Source organism: Hyphomonas sp. BRH_c22 (assembly GCF_000961795.1).
In the GTDB taxonomy this organism is placed as follows: Bacteria; Pseudomonadota; Alphaproteobacteria; order Caulobacterales; family Hyphomonadaceae; genus Hyphomonas.
On sequence record NZ_LADU01000023.1, the window covers coordinates 1 to 18,361 of the forward strand.

Consider the following 18,361-nt stretch of genomic DNA (forward strand, 5'->3'; position numbering starts at 1 on the left):
CATTGCGCCCCCGGCGATCATCGCCTTCGCCCCGGCTGCCGCGATCCCGGCGGTCACCATCGGCGCGCGGGCCATCACCGTCCCGGCGTCCCCGGTCGCCGCGATCATCTCCACGGTCCCGGTCTCCGCGATGCTCACCCCGGTCCCGGTCGCCGTCCACGGGACGGATCGAGGAGATATTGTCGTTCAGGCGCAGGCCGTTCAGCTTGCCCGTCGAGGCGTCGATAATCTCGCAACGGCCCCTGAAATTGGCATGCTCGCAGACTTCCCACCTGCCTGACTTGATGTTCAGCGACGAGACATTGTCATTGAACCGGTACCGGCTGAGATCCTTGACGCCGCGATTGATGCCAAGCGACGCGCCCCGGCCATTGGAATGCACATACAGCGTGGCATCCGCATCGCGCGCCCCATAATGGCCGCGCAGTGGCGGGCGTTCGTGGTGATAGGCGCGATAGGTGTTCAGGCCGCCGCGCGAATAGCCGAAGCCGTAGGGGCCGTATCCGGCCAGCGGGTCATAATAGCCATAGGACCGGTAGGCCGGTGAGTAACCGTAATGGTAGACCTCTATCCGCGTGCTGCGGGCGTAGCCATAATCGTAATCGTCCTGGCCATACCGTGCCGCATCGGCGTAGCGGATATAGCCGTTGGAATCGCGGATGAACATCAACCCATGCGCCGCATCGGTATATTCGTAGATCGGACGGACCGATGAGACGTCGCCATCAAGGTCGAAGTATCGCAGGTCCGCAACGTCCTCGCGCACCAGGACGCATCGCCCGGTAAAGTCACTATGCTCGCAAATTTCCCAAGCGCCGGAAAGCACCGCGACTGACCGTGCGCGGTCATTGAACCCTATTTCCGGCAAGGCGTAGATGGGGTCGAAAATGTTGACGGCTTCGCCGGAATATTCCGGTCCGCTGAACAGGATCAGCGCCGCTTCATCCTGCGGCGCGTCATATTGCGCTGACGCTGTGCCCATGAGGGCCAGCGGCGCGGCGATGATGGCGCCAAGGCGCAGGAGCGTGGCAAACATGGCCAATTCCTCTCGGTTTCAGCCCATAATATGGAACATGGCACCTGAACGCGGCACAACACCGGCAAGGCCTATGCCTGCGGCTCGTCGCCTTCTTCAGCCCATTGCATCAGGTCGGGTATCCTGATCCGTCCGGCATTCAGGTCTATGTCCGGCACATCTGCCAGGGTGAACGGCACGAAAACACTTGCCCCGCCGGTGATCAGCTGGATTTCCAGAAGGTCATCCGCGCCGAAATTCTGGACCGATTTGACGCGGCCTTCGGCAACATTCCCAACAGAATGCACTTCCAGGCCGACAAGGTCCTCGATATAGAATTCGTCCGCATCGGCTGCAGGAAGCTGGGCGCGCGGCACATGAAGCAGGGTGCCTTTCAGGGCGTCCCATTCTTCCTTCTGCTTCTGCTCGCGAGGTTTCACGATGAAGTGATCGTTGCCGGGACGCGCCGATACGGGCGTCAGCACGATCCGGCCCGCCTCATCCGTGAGCGCGCCGTACTCAAACAGGTCAGCCGGGTCTGCGGTAAAGCTTTTGACGCGCACTTCGCCGCGTACGCCATGGGCGCCTTTCAGGGCGCCCACAACAATCAGTTTGCTGCTCGGATCAGACATCATCGCGCTTCTCTAACCGCAGTCCGGCCCGGAGAGAACCAGGCTGCTGAAGTTTAGTGCCGCCAATCGTAGCGGCTGTGATCCCGGCGCGCGTCATGACGCTGGTCGTAACGCCGGATCGACGAGATGTTGTTGTTGAGCCCGATGGGACGCAGATCGCCCGAACCGCGCGAAATCACTTCGCAGCGGCCGCGATAATTTGCATGTTCACAGGCAAGCCATGTCCCGCGCGTCACCAGGATCGAGCTGGCCTTGTCATTGAACCGGTAGTCGGACAGGTTTGCCATGTCCCCGTCGAGTTCGAACGCCTCTCCCCGCAGGTCTTCGCGGGAAAACATCACAACATCCGCCGCCCTGCCTCGTGCACGCTCACGCCTTACAGGCCTGATCGAAGAAATATTATCATTCAACCGCAAATCCCCCAGGCGTGAGATGCTCGTGTCTATTGTGGCGCACTTGCCGCGAAAGTTTGCGTCCGTGCAGACTTCCCAGACACCGGAATGAATGCTGATCGAGGAAATGCGGTCATTGAACCGCACGCGAGCAAAGTCCGGCACGGCGCCGTCGACCTGCAGGGCGCTGCCCCGATATCCCGCGTCGGCGTGCACGACAGCGCCGCCATAACCGTTGCCATAGGAATTGCGGCCACGGTCCGCCTGCGCTGGCAGGCTGAGTGCGGCAAGGCTTGCGGCGACGATTGCGCCATTCCGGATGCGGTTCAGTTTCGACATGGCGAACTCCTTTTGAACAGCGCGATGTCTACGTGAAGCGAACTGAACCGGGGCAAGGTTCCCTGTTGCCGTGCGTTCACCGGTCCCTAACGGGCTGGCAAACAAAAAGGCCAGTGCGCCTGGCACTGGCCTTTTGACGGTTTGCTTGCTGGCCGAACCTATTCGGAAACGGCTTCCTCGGCAGGTGCGTCTTCAGCTGGCGCTTCTTCAACCGGGGCAGGGGCTTTGGCCGCCTCGGCAGCAGCTTCAGCTTTCTCGGCACGTTCCTTGGCGCGTTCCTGCGCCTTCTTGCCTGGCTCGCCCTTGTTCGGGTTGCTGCCGGCGCTCCATGCGTAGATCGGAGCGGATTCGCCTTCGAGTGTTATCTGCGACAGGAAGCGTGCGACGCGCTCGGTGGGCTGGGCGCCTTTCTTGATCCATTCTGCGGCTTTGGCGCCGTCGATTTTCACGCGCTCGCCGGAATCCTTGGCAAGGCGCGGATCGTAGACGCCGATCTTCTCGATGAAACGGCCGTCGCGTGGTGCACGGGCGTCAGCGATGACAACCGAATAGAAGGGGCGTTTCTTGGACCCGCCACGGGCGAGTCGGATCTTGAGGGACATTGGGGTTACTCCTGTAAAGTGTCGTCTCTGGAATTAAAGTTCAGCTTCATCGCTGCGGATTTGCTCATGATGGCGGATGACTTCCGCCACAATGAAAGTGAGGAATTTCTCGGCGAATGCCGGGTCGAGGCCGGCCTCATTGGCCAGGTTGCGAAGGCGTTCGATCTGCTGGCCTTCGCGGGATTTGTCAGCGGGCGGCATATTGTGCAGCGCCTTGAGCTTACCCACTTCCTTGGTCGCCTTGAACCGCTCGGCCAGCGTGTGAACGAGGATGGCATCAAGATTGTCGATGCTGGACCGAAGCTGGTTCAGCTGGAACAGAGCAAGTGTATTGTCAGCGTTTGTCATTTATTTCTTCGTTCCCCCGAGGCCCGGAAGGCCGTTGCCCAGTCCCGGCAAGCCGCCAGAGCCCATGCCCGGCAGTTGCTGGCCGCCCATTCTTGCCAGGTCGGCCGGCGACATGCCGGCCTGTGAGGCCGCGCCCATCATGGCTTTCATGCCGCCCTTGGTACGCATCTTCTTCATCATGCCGGCCATCTGCTGGTGCATCTTGAGAAGCTTGTTCACTTCCTGGACCGTGGTGCCGGACCCTGCCGCGATGCGCTTGCGCCGCGACGCGTTCAGCAGCGCAGGCTTGCGGCGTTCCTTCCGTGTCATGGACAGGATGATCGCTTCCTGGCGCTTCAGGACATTGTCATCGAGATTGGCGCTGGCCATGGCTTCCTTGGCCTTGCGGGCGCCGGGCATCATGCCCATGATGCCGCCAAGGCCGCCCATGCGCTGCATCTGGCGCAGCTGTTCGGCCATGTCTTCGAGATCGAATTCGCCCTTCTTGAGCTTCGCGGCCATCCGCTCGGCCTTGTCGGCGTCCATCTGCTCGGAGGCTTTTTCGACGAGGCTGACAATATCGCCCTGACCGAGGATGCGCCCGGCCACGCGGGAGGCATCGAACGTATCGAGACCATCGAGCTTTTCGCCGACGCCGAGAAACTTGATCGGCAAGCCGGTGACGGCGCGCATTGACAGCGCAGCGCCGCCGCGCCCGTCGCCGTCCATCCGTGTCAGGACAAGGCCGGTCAGTGGCAGGCGGCTGTGAAAGCGTTTCGCTGTTTCAACCGCGTCCTGGCCCGTCAGCGCATCGGCAACCAGAAGCGTTTCGGACGGCTTGGCGATGGCGGCGATTTCCGCCGCCTCATTCATCATCTGCTCGTCAATCGTGGTGCGGCCGGCCGTATCGAGGATCAGGACATCATAGCCGCCGATCTTGGCGGCCTGAACGGCGCGCCGCGCAATGTCGGCTGGCAGCTGGCCTTCGATGATCGGCAGGGACGATACATTGTCGCCGCACTGATCGGCCAGAATCGCCAATTGCTGCATGGCGGCCGGGCGGCGGACATCCAGCGAGGCGAGCAGGACTTTCTTGCGCTGCTTTTCCGACAGGCGCTTGGCAATCTTAGCTGTCGTGGTCGTTTTGCCCGAGCCCTGAAGGCCGGCCATCATCATCACGGCCGGGGGGTTATCGACGCGGAGGCTGGAATCGGCATCTGCGCCGCCGAGCATTTCGACGAGGCCGTCATAAACGATCTTGACGACCTGCTGGCCGGGCTTCACCGAGCGGACAACTTCCTCACCGACGGCACGGCTGCGCACGCTGTCGATGAAATCCTTGACCACGGGCAAGGCTACGTCAGCTTCGAGCAGAGCCACACGTATTTCACGCAGGGCGGCGTTCACGTCCTTTTCGGACAGCGCGCCGCGGCCGGTCAGACCGTCGAAAATGCCGCCAAGACGATCGCTTAATGCGTCGAACATGTGCCTACTCCTTTGCCATTTGCCTGAAGGACAGACATAGGCGCTCAAACCCGGCGCACAAAGCATGAAGCCCCGCTGAGCGAACCTTCGCCGGGCGGGGGGCCTCGCTGACCTCGAGTGTCAGTCAAAGCGCGCTTTTCATGTTTGCGCGGATGTAAGCGCGCCTAAAGCATGCAGGCCGGTTGAGGTCAAGCCAGCTGCATCTGTGCGACCCGGTCCTTCAGGAGGTCGACCGCCGCCCGTATCTCTGCGTCCACAAGCGACAGGATGGCCAAATCAGACCATGATCCGTCGGCGAGGCGCATATAACGGCGCAACACACCTTCCTGGCGCGCACCAAGCCGCTCAAGCGCCCTGATCGCCCTTTCATTGCCCGCGGCAATCGGGAATTCGATACGGCGCATCCGGGCGCCGAAGGCCCGGCCGATCATGGCCATTTGCGTCGCCACGGGTACGACCGTACCGCGCATTTCGGGCGGGTGCCAGACATAGCCAATGCCGACCCGCCGATGGGTCCGCGAAACATCGAGATAGGCGATCACGCCTGCAAAGGCATCGTCAGACTGGCGCGTTATCGAGAAAGGAATGATGCTGCCCTGTTTCTTCATCGCCAGCATGAAGTCGACATAGGCGTGAAAATTGGTGCCTTTGGGGATAACCGGCAGCCAGTCCCACATGGATTGCACCGCGTCCGATACTTCAAGCCGGGCACGGTCACCCTCCTCCAGCATATCCAGCCGGACGACGTCGTTATGGAATCCCTTCTCGTCAAGCCGCATGCCTGAGAAAGTGTCACGGATTGGATAACTGGCAAGACCCAAGCCAGAAAATCATCCAAAGTTCCAATCCGGAACTGATATCCGCACCGCGTTCCAGTTTGGTACTCTCTACGCGTCGAATAGCCGCTCGGACAGGTAGGTGAATTCCAGAGCGGACCGCTTGGCGCGCTCCGTCTGGTTCGCCGCCGCGGAGTGTCCGCCGTCAATGTTCTCGTAATACAGGAAGGGCAGACCGGCAGCCTCAAACAGTTTCGCCATCTTCCGCGCGTGCCCCGGATGAACCCGGTCATCCTTGGTCGAGGTGACAAAGAACGGCGTCGGATAGGACCTGGCCGCATCGAAGTTCTGATAGGGAGAGATCGTCTCGAGAAATGCGCGCTCTTCCGGCACATCCGGGGACCCATATTCATCCACCCATGACGCACCCGCCAGCAAGACATGGTAACGCATCATGTCCAGCAGCGGCACCTGCACGACCACAGCGTTCCAGAGGTCCGGCCGCTGGTTCAGCATGACACCCATCAACAGGCCGCCATTCGAACCGCCCATGATGCCAAGATGCCGAGGACGGGTGACCTTGCGCGCAATCAGGTCTTCGCCGACCGCGATGAAATCATCAAATACGCGCTGCCGGTCGCGCTTGAGGCCCGCCTGGTGCCAGGCCGGACCGAATTCGCCGCCGCCCCGGATATTCGCCAGCACATAGGCCCCGCCCTGTTCCAGCCATAGCCGCCCCGTGACGGGGCTGTAGGCTGGGTTCATCGACACCTGGAACCCGCCATAGCCGTAAAGCAGTGTCGGCGTGCTGCCATCCAGTGGCATGTCGGCCTTATGCACGATGAAATAGGGGACCTTCGTCCCGTCCTTCGAGGTCGCAAAGTACTGTTCGACCTTGAGACCTGATACATCGAATTTGCCCGGCAGGCTCTTCAGGGATGCCACATCGCCGGTCCTGATGTCATAGGACAGGAGCGAATCCGGCGTCAGGAAGTCCTCATAATTGAGGAAGACAGCTTCCTCATGCGCTTCAGCAAACGCGATACCGGCCTGACCGCTGCCCGGCAGGTCGACCGGCGTGCGTGTCCATCCATCCGCACCAGGCTCCAGGCGCATCACACGCCCGACCACATTGTCATTTATCGACAGGAGCGCGGCGCCCTTCGCAATGGCCACGCCGTTCACCGCCTGCGTCGCGCCGGGACGGAACACGAGATCGACTTTGGGCAGCTGCCGTGTTGCCAGGAAAGCTGCCACGTCGAATGCGACAAGATCACCGGAAGTGAACGATTCCGTCTGGCCCTCGGGTGCCCAGTCCTCTTCGAGCGACAAAAGGAACTGGCCCTTGTAGATGCCGTTCGGTGAGGATTTCAGCGGGATCGGCCAGCGCACGGGCTGGGCTTCTCCATCCGGCAGCCACCAATAGGAATGCGTGAAAAAGGTTTCTGCCTTCACCGCGCCCTGCAGCACCTGGCCGTCATCCAGCTCCATGACCATCGGCCAGACGCCAACCTGCGTGCTGGCCCCTCGGATTACTTCCTCGGCTGCATCGAGCGGCGTTCCGCGATGCCAGCGCTTGACGATGAAGGGGTAGCCTGAATCGGTCACCGTGCCGGCGCCCCAGTCAGAGGCGATCAGCAATGTGTCGGCATCCACCCATGCCACGCCCTGCTTGGCTTCAGGCGTGACGAAGCCGTCCTGAACGAATGTCTGGGTCGAGAGGTCGAATTCCCGGTTGATGACCGCGTCCTTGCCGCCATCCGACAGGGACACGAGGCAGTGCCGCGCCGGCTTGCCTGTCTGACGCAGGCAATCGGCGCCCTTGTAGACCCAGTTCTTGCCTTCATCCGCCGACAGCTTGTCGAAATCGACAATCGTTTCCCATTCCGGGTCCGCCGACGCGTAGCTCGTCAGGCTGGTCCGCCGCCACAGGCCGCGGACATTTACATCGTCCTGCCAGAAATTGTAGACCCAGCCATTACGCACCGCGCCATAGGGAATACGTTCCCTGGAGTTCAGCGCATCCAGCGCGGCCGCTTCGAAACCGGCATAGCGCGGATCGGTCTGCAACTCAGCGAGCGTCCGCTCGTTCTGGGCCCGCACCCAGTCAAGCGCTTTCTCGCCCTCAACTTCTTCCAGCCACAGGTTTGGATCGACCGGGGCGGTTTTAGTCATGGGCAATGGTGTGTCAGGCAAAATCGTCTCCGGTTCTGGTGCAAGGGTGCACCCTGTCAGAATGAGGGCGGCAGTTAGGGATTTCAAAAGACGCAAGGGATCTCCATCGTTCATGGCCGCCTCAGCAATCAGATATGTGACTCGTCCCCGCCAAAGCTGGCACGACATAGTTTGTGATCGCGTTCAAGGCAAACGGCGACATGACATGGACGAACGGCCCGCTCGCCCTAGGCGGGACCGTTCGGGGTCCATGGCCCGATCCGCTCGAACGATATCCGCTCGACCAGCAAGGCTCTCGACTTGTCGGGCACGACGGGCCGGATGCCGATATAGTCAACCGCCTGATCGCCCTCGACACGGGGCACATCGTATTCGAACGTGAAATCGGAGAATTCCGGCTTCAGGTCAAAGACCCTCCACCCTGATTCGCCGACACGTCCGGCAGAATAGTTCACGGCAAGCTGCATCGCGCCGCGGTCATCGGTCGGCCGGGCGCGCACGGTGACCCGAATGGTCATGCCGGAAAACTGGGTCTCGATATCGGCTGCCAGCCGGAAATGCGGGCCAAGGTCCGGCTCGTCGCGCAGCGCGCCCGCATCTGCACTGATCAGCAACAGGGTTTTCTTGTCAGGCCCGTCCGTGAGCTCAGTCCGGGCATTCCCGCCGGAAAACACCTTGTTGAGATAATCGCCCTCAATGGTGATCTTGTCGTAATTTGCGCCGTCGCCCGTCACTGGTCCCGTGGGCAAGGCACCGATACCGGGCCGGATCGCCAGGTAAACCATCATGGCGACGAGCGCCAAAGCGGCCGAGAAGAAAAATCGGTCCCGAATCTGCATCTTCCTTCCGTCATACGGGCGCGAGTCAGGGCGCTGGCCAATCCATTGATCTGCTGATAGCAGGAGCACGAACGGTTTGGCGAGCCGTAGCTCGGATTCAGGTGCATTTTGGGGATCAGGCTCGATGTCGAAATCAGCTTTGAAGCGCAGGGCCAGCGAAGCCCGCCTCTGGCTGACTGACGCCTTCTTTCCGCTTTGGGCCGAACGGGGCCTCAATCAGGATGGCCTCTTCTGTGAAGTGCTGGACCTCGATCATGCCCCCGCCGAACGCGATTTCGCGCGGGTGCGGGTGCAGGCGCGCCAGACCTATGTCTTTGCAGAAGCGCTCCGTCTCGGCTGGCGTCCGGATATCGCAACAGACCGTGTCGAGCTCGGGCTCGGCATCCTGACCAACCTCGCCCGGCGCCCTGACGGTCTGGTGGGACGCACACTCAAGGCCGATGGCAGCGGGTTTCTCGACGACACGGCAGACCTTTACGACATCGCCTTTACGCTCTTCGCGATCGGCGAGGCCGACGCCGCGCTGGGAGGCATGGGTGAAACGCGTGCCAGCGCGAGCGCCCTTCTGGATTCCGTCGACCGCCAGATGCGCGACCGGACGAATGGCGGCTATGCCGAAGCATTGCCTCCGCCGCAGGTGCGGCTGCAGAACCCGCACATGCACCTGCTCGAGGCCTGCCTCTCCCTGCACAATGTCGACCCCGATGGCGGTCATCTGGATCGCGCCCGTGAAATACTGTCCCTGTTTCACGCGCGGCTGACGGCAGGACCCGGCAAGTTGCTGGGAGAGCGGTTTGCCGCTGACTGGGGCATCCCCGAGGGACGTGACGCAGACATTGTCGAGCCTGGCCACCAGTTCGAATGGGTCTGGCTGCTCCACCAGTATGCCGAAGCGGCCGGTGTGCCGGTATCTGATGCGGCCGGAACGCTGTACGCTTTCGCCTGCGCAACGCTCGATGACGCCGGCCGAGCCTGCCAGGAAGTCACCCGCGATGGCGTGCCGGCTGACGCTTCACGGCGCACCTGGCCACAGACCGAAGCCCTGAAAGCACATCTGGCCATGTACGAGCACTCCGGCGACGAGCGCTTCGCCGCTGCCGCCTGTACCAGTTTCGACGTGCTGCTGGACGAATTCCTTACCGTCGATGGCGGCTGGATCGACCATTATGGCGCCGACGGCAATGTAGTGGCCCAGGATATGCCCGCCTCGACCGGCTATCATGTCGTTCTGGCCTTTACCGAGCTGATCCGGGTCATGAAAGCTTGAATCTGCAGCCATTTCACCCGAAAAGGGCGGCGAAAGCCCGTTTTGAAGCCCGTTTGAAGAAAGTCACGCCATGACCAAACTCGCCCTTGTCCGGCACGGACAGTCCGCCTGGAACCTCGAAAACCGTTTCACAGGCTGGTGGGACGCCGATCTCACCGAAAAAGGCGAGGCTGAAGCGCGCCATTCCGGCGTCCTGCTGAACGATGTCGATGCCGATTTCCGCGCAGCCTTTACCAGTGTACAGACCCGGGCCATTCGCACGCTCTGGATGGCCCTGACGGAAATGGGGCGCGTCTGGCTGCCGGTCGAAAAGCACTGGCGCCTGAACGAGCGTCACTATGGCGGCCTCACTGGCCTCGACAAGGCCGAAACCGCCGCGAAGCATGGCGACGAGCAGGTCCATGTCTGGCGCCGCTCTTACGACGTCCCGCCGCCGCCGATTGATCCGGATAGCCCGTACAATCCGGCCCGCGACCCCCGCTATCAAGGGATTGACGTGCCGGCGACAGAAAGCCTGAAGACGACGCTGGAGCGCGTTCTTCCCTATTGGACCGGCGCAATCGCCCCCGTCCTGTCCGGTGGCACCGATACAATCATTGCCGCCCATGGCAATTCCCTGCGCGCCCTCGTCAAGCACCTGTTCAATGTCCCCGATGAGTCCATTACAGGGATCGAGATTCCGACCGGCAACCCGCTCCTGATCGATCTCGACGAAAATCTGAAGCCTGTATCCGTGCAGTATCTGGATTCAGGACGCAGCGCACCGCTTCCAAGCCTGCCATGAGCCGCCGCCGCGACCGCCGCATGATGGGCCGTGCCCTCGCGCTGGCGCGGCTGAACCACGGGCTGACTGCCGAGAACCCTTCCGTCGGGTGCGTCATTCTCAATGCAGAAGGCCATATCGTCGGCGATGGCGTTACAGGCCTTGGCGGCCGCCCGCATGCCGAGGAGATCGCCCTCGACGAGGCAGGCGCCGCCGCGCTTGACGGAACGGCCTATGTCACGCTTGAGCCCTGCCGCGAACGCTCGGCTGGCGGGTCATCCTGCTCAACCAGACTGAAAGAGGCCGGGATTGCCCGCGTTGTGTGCGCCATCACCGATCCGCACCCATTGGCCGAAGGCGGCGTCACCGCGCTGCGCAAGGCCGGCATCCGGGTCGAAATCGGCATTGGCCGCGCAACAGCCGCGCACCTCTATGATGGCTTCTTCCGCTCGGTCCACGCCGGCAAAGCCTGACCGGGCCTCCTATTCAGCAAACGGGCCGGCATGGGCGGAAATCTTTTCGTACAGTGCGAGGGAATCCCGCTGGAAAACCGCCTTGGTGAACTGCGCCTCATATGATGCCCGCCCGCCGGCCACCAGTTTCGCTGCAAGCGCCTTGTCAGTCACGACCTTGCGCAGGGCATCGGCCAGGGCGTCGACATCATCCTTAGGGATGAGCAATCCGTTGACGCCATCCTTCACATAGGCCGCTGGCCCGACCGCATCTGCGGCGACAAGCGGCCGCGAGGCTGCCCACGCATCCACCGTCACCGTGCCAAACGGCTCGTAACGCGACGGGAAGGCGACGACATCGCATGCCGCCAGCAAGGCGCCCCGGTCATTGCGCCATCCGAGAAACCGCACACGGTCATCCAGGCCCAGCCGCGTGCACTGCGCTTTCAATTCAGCCTCCAGCGGGCCATCACCCGCGATCCAGACATAGAGACCGTCAATCTTCGCTGTCGCATCCAGCAGCGTGTCGAGGCCTTTTTTCTCATGCAGCCGGGCCAGCGCGAGGGCGACGGGCGCATCATCCGGCGTGTTGAGGGCTTTGCGGCTCGCCGGGTCTGCGCCGCTAAAGTCTGCATAAGTGTGCACAATGGCCGACCGGTCGTCGCTGACACCCTGTTCGCGGATATGGCGCAGCAGGTCCTTGGTCAGGCCGACATGCCATTCGCAATTCGCGAACCGCGCCAGCTTGTAGTATCCGCCATACCAGCCGATTGACCGTGCACGGTATTGCTTGGGCGCGAACTGTCCGGCGCGGCCCATCCAGTATTCAATCACGTCCGGCTTGAACCGGGTAATGGCATCGCCAATCACACGGCGTGTCGGGAACGGCCAGCTATTGTTGAAGGCGGCCACATCGACACCGATGCCGGCCTCACGAAATTTCTGGATACGGAACGCGTTATCCGGGCGCGTGACGACATGCTGTTCCAGGTCCGTTTCGGCCAGTGCGAGGACCGATTCCAGCATGATATTCTCTGCGCCGCCTTCGGCCGCACCTGCCATGACATGCATTACCCGCATTTCATTTATCCTTCGTGTCCTGCCGCCCGGCCAAGCCCGTTGATAGCGCAGCGCATAGCGATTATCGCCCCGCGCGGCAAACGTTGCTTGGCAGTTCGGGGTGAAGTCCCTAGAGAAGGGCTCAACCAGCAAGGACAGCCCGATGACCGATTACCGTCTGTTCGGCGCAGACACGTCTCCCTATTCTCTCAAGGTGCGTGCATTCCTGCGTTACAAGGGCCTCGCATTCGACTGGATATCCCGCTCGCGCGCGAACGAAGCCGACTTCCAGGCGAACGCCCAACAGATTGCGACCGTGCCGCTCCTCATCTCACCCAGCCGCCCGACAAGCCAGGATTCCACGGCGATGCTGGCCGCGCTGGAGGCCGATCATCCCGAGCCGTCCGCCGTGCCTGACGATCCGGCCTGCGCCGTGCTGGCGCTCATGCTTGAGGATTACGGCGACGAGTGGCTGAACAAGTGCATGTTCCAGCAGCGCTGGGGCCAGTCACCTGATCGCGAGGCTGCGGCGCTGCGCGTGCTCACCCAACTCTATGACGGCAAGCTGCCGCGCGCGCGCAAGGCACCGCAGACGCAGATCGCCGAACGCATGGCCGCGCGCCTGCCTTTGGTGGGAGCCGAAGCAGAGAATTGGGAAACGCTGGAAAATTCCTGGCGCCGGTTTGCCGGCCTGCTCAACGATCACCTGAAGGACCACCTGTTCCTGTTTGGCGGGCGCCCCACGGTTGCCGACTTTGCCATCGCGGCCCAGTTCCAGCAGATGCTGCTGGACCCGACCCCGGCTGGGTGGCTAGAGGATCGCGCGCCTTTCCTCGTCGCCTGGTGCGAACATATGGAAGACCCGCGCGCGGGTGGCCCGTTCGAGGATCTCGCAACACTCGGCAAAACGCTCGCGCCGCTGTTCGCGGAGGAACTCAGCCTGACCTACCTGCCCTGGGCCAGCGCCAACGCGGCGAGTGCGTCGCGGAACAAGAAGCGTTTCTCGGTAACGCTCGGCGACGGCATCTTCGAACAATCGACGCAGAGATATGCCGCCCGCTCGTTCCAGTCCGTCCGCGCCGCCCTGGCCAAGTCCGCAGATAACACCCCCCTGCAGGATTTACTCGAGGCAACGGGTGCTAAAAAATACCTTTGATGTAAAAACGGCGCGCCCGGTTGGACGCGCCGCTTAAGGTCAGTCAGCCAGATTTGCCTCAGGCGGCGTTGCTGGCTTTCTTGCCGATCAGTTTGGGTTCCGACGCGGCAGCTTCAGACCCGATTTCGATCTTGCGGGGTTTCTTCTCTTCCGGCAGCTCGCGGACGAGATCGATGCGCAGGACGCCGTGGTCGAGATGGGCGCCGGTCACAATCACGTGATCTGCCAGCTGGAAACGGCGAATGAAGCTGCGCTGCGCGATGCCGCGGTGCAGGTATTCGCGTCCGTCACCATCCTCGTTCTCACCCTTCTTGCCAGCAACCGTAAGCTGGCCTTCCTTGGTTTCGATGTCGAGGTCGGCTTCAGTGAAGCCGGCGACGGCGATTTCGATCGCAAAGGCGTTTTCGCCGGAACGCTCAATATTGTAAGGGGGATAGCCCTGCGTGCCGTCCAGACGCGACGCGGTGTCGATCATGTTCGCCATGCGGTCAAAGCCGACCATGGTGCGGTAGAGGGGGGTCAAATCGATATTGCTCATGGAAACAGTCCTCTCGTTTGAAGCAACTGTGAGGGGCCTGGAGCAACCAGGTCCTTCGTCATTCTCGGGAAATGCGAACACCCAGCCCATCATTGGCGCTGGCACATCACCCGGTCCCGGCCCGCATTGCAGCACCGTGACAACTAGTATTTGGGTAGCGTAAGGGGGTGTTCAAGATGTTGACGGAGGAGAACGCAATGAAGAATTTCCTGATGGCTGGCGCTGCGCTTGGCTTGCTCGCCGCCTGTGGGCCCGCTGAGGCCCCGGCAAAGCCGGAAGCGCCTGTCGCACCTGAGGCGGCTGAAACGGAACCAGTGCTGAACCCGCTGGAAGTTGCAGTCAATAATCCGGCACGCTCGGACGCGGAAAAGGCACGCGATGCCTGGCGCCATCCGGCTGAAACGCTTGAATTCTTTGGCGTCGAGCCCGGCGATACCGTTGTCGAAATCTGGCCGGGCGGCGGATGGTACACAAATATTCTCGCGCCCTATCTGGCCGCTGGCGGCGGCAAGCTGGTTGCCGCCGGGTTCGATCCGGCTGCCGCGCCGGATGAAGAGCGCAAGCAGCGTACCGAAGCCCGCTTGGCCGAATTCAAGGCCAACTATGCCGATCCGCAGTTCGGAACGATTGAATACAGCGTGTTCTCAGGCATTAGCGGGCCGCTGACCGAGCCGGGTACAGCCGATGTCGTGCTGACATTCCGTAATGTCCACAACTGGATGTCGGGCGGCTATACCGAAAAATTCTTCACCGACGCCTATACGGCGCTCAAGCCGGGCGGCGTGCTCGGTGTTGTCGAACACCGGCTGCCCTCGACCGCCACGCAAGACCCGACCGGTTCAACCGGATACGTTCATGAGGACTTCGTGAAAGCCCGTGCGATTGCCGCCGGCTTCGAGTTCGCCGGGTCGAGCGAAATAAACGCCAATCCGGCCGATACGGCGGACCATCCGTTCGGGGTCTGGACATTGCCGCCTGTCAGCTCAACCGCTGATCGCGAAGGCAACACACCGGACGGGTTTGATCCGGCGATCTATGCCGATATCGGCGAGAGCGACCGTATGACGCTGAAATTCGTCAAACCTGAATAGGTGCCTGCCCGTTCACAAACGGCCTGTCATCGTCACCTTGCGGGGGGTGTGCGCCACTCAAGCCGCCCCCCAACCAGCCCCAATGGCCACTCTTCCATGACCGTCCAGACACTCTTCCCGACCCTCCTGCGCCACGCCGAAATCGGTGATGAAACCCTGCGGACATCTCTCGAAAAAGTATGCTGGGTACTCGAGGATGAAGATGAAGCCGGCAATGACTGGTGCGACCGGGAAGGGTATGATGGCTATACGTCCTATGCCTCCCTTGATGACCTTCCGGAGCGGTTCCCTGAAATCGGGGAGTTGAAAGCCCTGCTCGACAGGGTGGCTGAAGCATTTACCCGAGATCTGCATTGGGACATGCAGGATCAGGCGCTCGAACTGAACGGGCTCTGGGTCAATATCCTGGGTGAAAGCGGGACCCATTCGGGCCACATCCACCCCGGCAGCGTCATATCAGGAACCTATTACGTGACCATCCCGGAGGGGGCTGGCGACCTTAAGTTCGAGGACCCGCGCCTCGGCTTCATGATGGCCGCGCCGCAGCCGGAAGACGATGCGCCCGAAACGGCTCGCCGCTTTGTCTACGTCTGCCCGAAAGAAAGCCATGCAATCATGTGGGAAAGCTGGCTGCGCCATGAAGTGATGCCAAACCGCTCCGAAAGTCCGCGCCTGTCGATCAGTTTCAATTACGCACTCAAACATATCTGACGCCGTCCGGCCGCGCGAATTCCGGCCGATATTAACCCTCTCGATCACGCGGCAGGCTTGACGTTAGGGCCACGACAGGCCATCCGCCTCGCCAGAAGAATTTCCCTCCCAGATACAACAAGTGAGCTTTGCCACATGGACCTGTCCAAGATCGCCACCGGCCAAAATCCACCCGATGACGTCAATGTCCTGATCGAAGTGCCGCTGGGCGGTGACCCGATCAAATACGAGATCGACAAGGCGTCTGGTGCCATGTTCGTGGATCGCTACTTGTACACGGAAATGCGTTATCCGTGTAATTACGGGTTCGTTCCGCACACGCTCAGCCTCGATGGTGATCCCATAGACGTCATGGTTGTTGGCAACCGTCCGCTTGTGCCGGGCAGCGTTGTGCGTGCTCGCCCAGTCGGCGTGCTGATGATGACCGACGACAAGGGCCCGGACGAGAAGATCCTCGCCGTGCCGCACGGCGCACTGACCAGCTATTATGACAAGATCGCGACCTATCACGACCTTCCGCAAACGCTGATCGACAAGACGGCCCACTTCTTCGAGCACTACAAGGATCTCGAAAAGGGCAAGTGGACACGCATCGAAGGCTGGTACGGTATTGAAAAGGCGCGCGAGCTGATTTCGCTCGCTGTCGAGCGCGGCAAGAAAGCCTGATCGGCAGGCAGGGCGACGACGCTTGTCGTCGCGCGCCTCTTTCCTTCCTTGGGGCCAAGGGCACCGGTAGATGGACATATCTGTCTGGATAGCGCTCTTGGCGCTCTTCTTTGCTGGCGGCCTGACACCCGGCCCGGCCGTGATGATGGTGATGAGCACGTCGCTCCGCTATGGCACTGCCACCGCGCTTGTTCCCGCACTCGGCATCTCGGCCGCCAATCTGGTCTGGATCTCACTGGCTGCCACCGGTATCGCGACCTTTGCAGCCAACGCGCCATCCGTGTTGCTTGTGCTGAAGATGGCGGGCCTGATTTTCATCGCCTGGCTGGCCTGGAAAATGGCAACCGATTCTCCATCGCAACCCCGCGCAAGCGCGTCACAGGCGCCCCCGAAGGCAAGCCTTTTCGGCCGGGGTGTCGGGCTTCAGCTCCTGAACCCCAATGCGCTCGTGTTCTTCGGCTTGCTGCTGCCCGGCTATTTTGATGCCGCGCGCCCGGTTGCGCTGCAGGCAGGCATCATCATGGCCACCGTCACGGCCACGGAAATGCTTGGACTGACGGTTTATGCCTGGGCAGCGGACGCCATGAACCAGCGCTTCCAGAATCCTGCATTCACGGCCTGGTTCAGCCGGCTGGCTGCGGTGGCCATGCTGGCGTCGGCAGGGTTCGCCGCCTTCCTGACGACGGCTAGGTAGTCGAAACGATTTCGAAACGGCCGGTCGAGGCATTTCGCCAGTGCAGTTCACCATGCACGATGGCGAACCATGCGCCATGCAGCGCCAGTTCCCCGGCTTCAACCGCCTGCGATACAAACGGGAAGGTGAGCAGGTTCTTCAGGGAGGATTCGATGCCTTCCAGTTCAAGCGCAAACTGTGGGTTGATCGAACCGCTGGCAACGACACGCTCGCGCGCTTCCTCCAGCAGGGTCACCCAGGGCGTGACAAACTCGCCGATTGCAGGATTGCCGGCACCGCCAAGTGAGGCGGATATCCCGCCGCACCCGCCATGTCCCATCACGACGATATGTTCAACTTTCAGCACGTTCACCGCATACTCGAGCGCCGCGCTGACCCCGTGCAGGCCGCCATCGGGCTGGTAGGGCGGCACCAGGTTGGCGACGTTGCGCACGACGAACAGCTGGCCGGGCGCCGCATTGAAAATGTCCGACGGCTCTGCGCGGCTATCGGCGCAGGCGATCAGCATGATATTGGGGTCCTGACCCTCGCCCAGCTGGCGGTACAGGCTGGCCTGTTCTGCATAGGCACCCGCGCGAAACCGGCGGTAGCCCGAAATCAGGTCATCAATTGATTCCATGTGCCATTTTCCTGACTGTTTGCGGCCTGCGTACTGCATATTGGCTATTCAGCAAGGCTGAACGGGACAATTTGTTAGCGATATGCATATAATACCGAACAAGGCGTCAATACGTCACCGACCTCCCATCGCCCCTCCAGGAGAATTTAATGGCGACTGCAACTGAAGGAACCAAGGCCTCCCGAAAGGGACCGACGCGGAGCGAGGCGTCGAAGGCAGCGATCCTTGATGCCACGCGCATCGAAATGGCCGAGACGGGTTGGAGGGCCTTCAGCGTGGACAGTGTCGCCAAACGCGCCAGTGCGTCGAAACAGACAATCTACCGCTGGTGGCCGTCCATCGGTGCCATGTGTGTTGACGCAGCGCTTGCGCTGATACCGGACAGTCCCGACGGGGGCCGGGATCCGCAGGAGCGCATCACGGCTTTGATCGTGCCGCTGGAAGCAACGGCCCGGACCGGTCACGGTCACGCAGTCCTCCGCGTTGCCCTGCTGGCGGCCGCCGACGACAAGGACGCCGGAGAAGTCTGGCGCGCATGGATCGGCCGCGACATTCGCCAGCCCTTGCGGATGCTTCTGGCCGAACTGGCCGGAAAGCGTGTCATCCGCCGCGATTTTGACCTGGATGAAGTCGTCGAACTGCTGCTGGGGCCGCTCTGGCATCGCCTGATGATCATGCGTGCGCCCGTTCGGGAAGGTTTCTGCGCTGAACAAGCCGGCAATTTCCTGCGCGTTTACGCTACTTTTTAGGTAATCGCTCCCAA

At 61.7% G+C, this 18,361-nt stretch carries 21 protein-coding genes; 9 read left to right on the forward strand and 12 right to left on the reverse strand.

Features of this window, described 5'->3' with window-relative positions:
• The 9 genes from VR74_RS20445 to VR74_RS03445 all read right to left on the reverse strand — a co-directional run.
• Nucleotides 1-1,036 (reverse strand): beta/gamma crystallin-related protein (locus tag VR74_RS20445; protein WP_299949489.1); only part of this gene is annotated, 1,036 nt, incomplete at its 3' end.
• 71 nt (nt 1,037-1,107) lie between these two features.
• Entirely contained in the window at nt 1,108-1,647 is a 540-nt protein-coding gene (gene rimM, locus VR74_RS03410) for a ribosome maturation factor RimM (RefSeq protein ID WP_299949491.1), read from the reverse strand.
• Nucleotides 1,648-1,700: 53 nt separating this feature from the next.
• A complete protein-coding gene (locus VR74_RS20450) occupies nt 1,701-2,378 on the reverse strand; it encodes a beta/gamma crystallin-related protein (protein ID WP_299949493.1) in 678 nt (225 codons plus the stop codon).
• Nucleotides 2,379-2,536: 158 nt separating this feature from the next.
• Nucleotides 2,537-2,980 (reverse strand): 30S ribosomal protein S16, encoded by a 444-nt coding sequence (gene rpsP, locus VR74_RS03420; RefSeq protein WP_045694447.1) that lies wholly within the window; start codon nt 2,978-2,980, stop codon nt 2,537-2,539.
• A 33-nt stretch (nt 2,981-3,013) separates the two neighbouring features.
• Nucleotides 3,014-3,328, reverse strand: coding sequence for a chorismate mutase (locus tag VR74_RS03425; protein WP_045694449.1), 315 nt, complete (start codon nt 3,326-3,328; stop codon nt 3,014-3,016).
• Nucleotides 3,329-4,792: a signal recognition particle protein gene (ffh, locus tag VR74_RS03430; protein ID WP_045694450.1), complete on the reverse strand. Its 1,464-nt coding sequence runs from the start codon at nt 4,790-4,792 to the stop codon at nt 3,329-3,331.
• A 188-nt stretch (nt 4,793-4,980) separates the two neighbouring features.
• Nucleotides 4,981-5,613 (reverse strand): GNAT family protein, encoded by a 633-nt coding sequence (locus tag VR74_RS03435; protein ID WP_299949495.1) that lies wholly within the window; start codon nt 5,611-5,613, stop codon nt 4,981-4,983.
• A 66-nt stretch (nt 5,614-5,679) separates the two neighbouring features.
• Nucleotides 5,680-7,743, reverse strand: a complete 2,064-nt coding sequence (locus tag VR74_RS03440) for a prolyl oligopeptidase family serine peptidase (protein ID WP_299949497.1) — start codon at nt 7,741-7,743, stop codon at nt 5,680-5,682.
• 227 nt (nt 7,744-7,970) lie between these two features.
• A complete protein-coding gene (locus VR74_RS03445; RefSeq protein ID WP_045694454.1) occupies nt 7,971-8,582 on the reverse strand; it encodes a hypothetical protein in 612 nt (203 codons plus the stop codon).
• A 124-nt stretch (nt 8,583-8,706) separates the two neighbouring features.
• Between VR74_RS03445 and VR74_RS03450 the strand changes: the two genes are divergently transcribed.
• The 3 genes from VR74_RS03450 (at nt 8,707) to VR74_RS03460 (ending at nt 11,085) form a co-directional block, all read left to right on the forward strand.
• Complete coding sequence (locus VR74_RS03450) at nt 8,707-9,849, forward strand: AGE family epimerase/isomerase (protein WP_299949500.1); 1,143 nt, start codon at nt 8,707-8,709, stop codon at nt 9,847-9,849.
• A gap of 70 nt (nt 9,850-9,919) precedes the next feature.
• The gene (gpmA, locus tag VR74_RS03455; RefSeq protein ID WP_045694456.1) at nt 9,920-10,633 is read left to right on the forward strand and encodes a 2,3-diphosphoglycerate-dependent phosphoglycerate mutase; all 714 of its coding nucleotides are present in this window, start codon (nt 9,920-9,922) and stop codon (nt 10,631-10,633) included.
• A complete protein-coding gene (locus VR74_RS03460) occupies nt 10,630-11,085 on the forward strand; it encodes a riboflavin biosynthesis protein RibD (RefSeq protein ID WP_299949502.1) in 456 nt (151 codons plus the stop codon). Before gpmA ends, VR74_RS03460 begins: the two co-directional genes overlap by 4 nt.
• 9 nt (nt 11,086-11,094) lie before the next feature.
• Here the strand turns inward: VR74_RS03460 and VR74_RS03465 are convergent, their stop codons facing one another.
• The gene (locus VR74_RS03465; RefSeq protein ID WP_045694457.1) at nt 11,095-12,144 is read right to left on the reverse strand and encodes a glycosyltransferase; all 1,050 of its coding nucleotides are present in this window, start codon (nt 12,142-12,144) and stop codon (nt 11,095-11,097) included.
• A gap of 142 nt (nt 12,145-12,286) precedes the next feature.
• On the opposite strand from VR74_RS03465, the gene VR74_RS03470 reads away from it, so the two are divergent.
• On the forward strand, nt 12,287-13,279 hold the full coding sequence (locus VR74_RS03470) for a glutathione S-transferase family protein (protein WP_045694458.1): 993 nt from the start codon (nt 12,287-12,289) through the stop codon (nt 13,277-13,279).
• A 58-nt stretch (nt 13,280-13,337) separates the two neighbouring features.
• Here VR74_RS03470 and VR74_RS03475 read toward each other — a convergent pair whose 3' ends face one another.
• Nucleotides 13,338-13,817 (reverse strand): Hsp20 family protein, encoded by a 480-nt coding sequence (locus tag VR74_RS03475; RefSeq protein ID WP_045694460.1) that lies wholly within the window; start codon nt 13,815-13,817, stop codon nt 13,338-13,340.
• A 197-nt stretch (nt 13,818-14,014) separates the two neighbouring features.
• On the opposite strand from VR74_RS03475, the gene VR74_RS03480 reads away from it, so the two are divergent.
• The 4 genes from VR74_RS03480 to VR74_RS03495 all read left to right on the forward strand — a co-directional run bounded on the left by VR74_RS03480 (nt 14,015) and on the right by VR74_RS03495 (nt 16,979).
• Nucleotides 14,015-14,908, forward strand: coding sequence for a class I SAM-dependent methyltransferase (locus tag VR74_RS03480; RefSeq protein ID WP_045694461.1), 894 nt, complete (start codon nt 14,015-14,017; stop codon nt 14,906-14,908).
• A 96-nt stretch (nt 14,909-15,004) separates the two neighbouring features.
• Nucleotides 15,005-15,619 carry a TIGR02466 family protein gene (locus VR74_RS03485; RefSeq protein WP_045694462.1) on the forward strand — a complete coding sequence of 205 codons (615 nt, stop codon included), beginning with the start codon at nt 15,005-15,007 and terminating at the stop codon, nt 15,617-15,619.
• A 135-nt stretch (nt 15,620-15,754) separates the two neighbouring features.
• Nucleotides 15,755-16,285 (forward strand): inorganic diphosphatase, encoded by a 531-nt coding sequence (gene ppa / locus VR74_RS03490; RefSeq protein ID WP_045694464.1) that lies wholly within the window; start codon nt 15,755-15,757, stop codon nt 16,283-16,285.
• A gap of 70 nt (nt 16,286-16,355) precedes the next feature.
• The gene (locus tag VR74_RS03495) at nt 16,356-16,979 is read left to right on the forward strand and encodes a LysE family translocator (RefSeq protein ID WP_045694465.1); all 624 of its coding nucleotides are present in this window, start codon (nt 16,356-16,358) and stop codon (nt 16,977-16,979) included.
• Here the strand turns inward: VR74_RS03495 and VR74_RS03500 are convergent.
• Nucleotides 16,972-17,598 (reverse strand): carbonic anhydrase, encoded by a 627-nt coding sequence (locus tag VR74_RS03500; protein ID WP_045694466.1) that lies wholly within the window; start codon nt 17,596-17,598, stop codon nt 16,972-16,974. The genes VR74_RS03495 and VR74_RS03500 overlap by 8 nt on opposite strands.
• Before the next feature lie 149 nt (nt 17,599-17,747).
• Between VR74_RS03500 and VR74_RS03505 the strand changes: the two genes are divergently transcribed.
• Entirely contained in the window at nt 17,748-18,347 is a 600-nt protein-coding gene (locus VR74_RS03505) for a TetR/AcrR family transcriptional regulator (RefSeq protein WP_045694468.1), read from the forward strand.
• Nucleotides 18,348-18,361: the final 14 nt, after the last annotated feature.